Source organism: Telluria sp. AZSoR62 (assembly GCF_058111565.1).
This window is the reverse complement of the sequence record NZ_JBYTST010000102.1, coordinates 1-409: the sequence shown is the minus strand read 5'-3', so window position 1 is coordinate 409 and position 409 is coordinate 1. Positions and strand designations below refer to the sequence as shown.

General features: G+C 58.4%; 1 protein-coding gene. It reads left to right on the top strand.

All coding sequences use genetic code 11. The annotated features are described in order from the left end of the window. Positions 1-328, top strand: a 328-nt coding sequence (locus AC3XQU_RS23060; RefSeq protein ID WP_489876487.1) for a hypothetical protein, incomplete at its 5' end; no start/stop codon positions are given. Positions 329-409: the final 81 nt, after the last annotated feature.

Genomic DNA, 409 nt, shown 5'->3' with positions numbered 1-409 from the left:
CCTGTACGTGGCAGACCTCGAGGTGGTGGTGTTTCGTTGTTACCGCGGCACGTCAGATAATTCGATGCCTCGATTGCAGGAACTGGATTCGCTCGCACGCGACGCGCTCGATGACGCACGAGCGATGATGCGGGCAGTGTCCTGCGCGTTCGATCGTGGCACTCAATTCTTCTGCGGTCCGTGGATTCCGCGGGGCCCGTCGGGTGGTATCCATGGCGGTTCGATGACGGTCACTGTTGGTGTGGACTTGTGGTGCTCGTGCGATGCGGTGGTCCCGGATTTCGATTCCGTGTTCGCACCGTTGGACGGCGATCCTCGCATCGATTAATGATCGGTAGGCACAGTTGTACTGTGTCCGCCGTATGATCTGGTTCATGACCACTGTGCATGTTCGTGCGAATCAGACCAC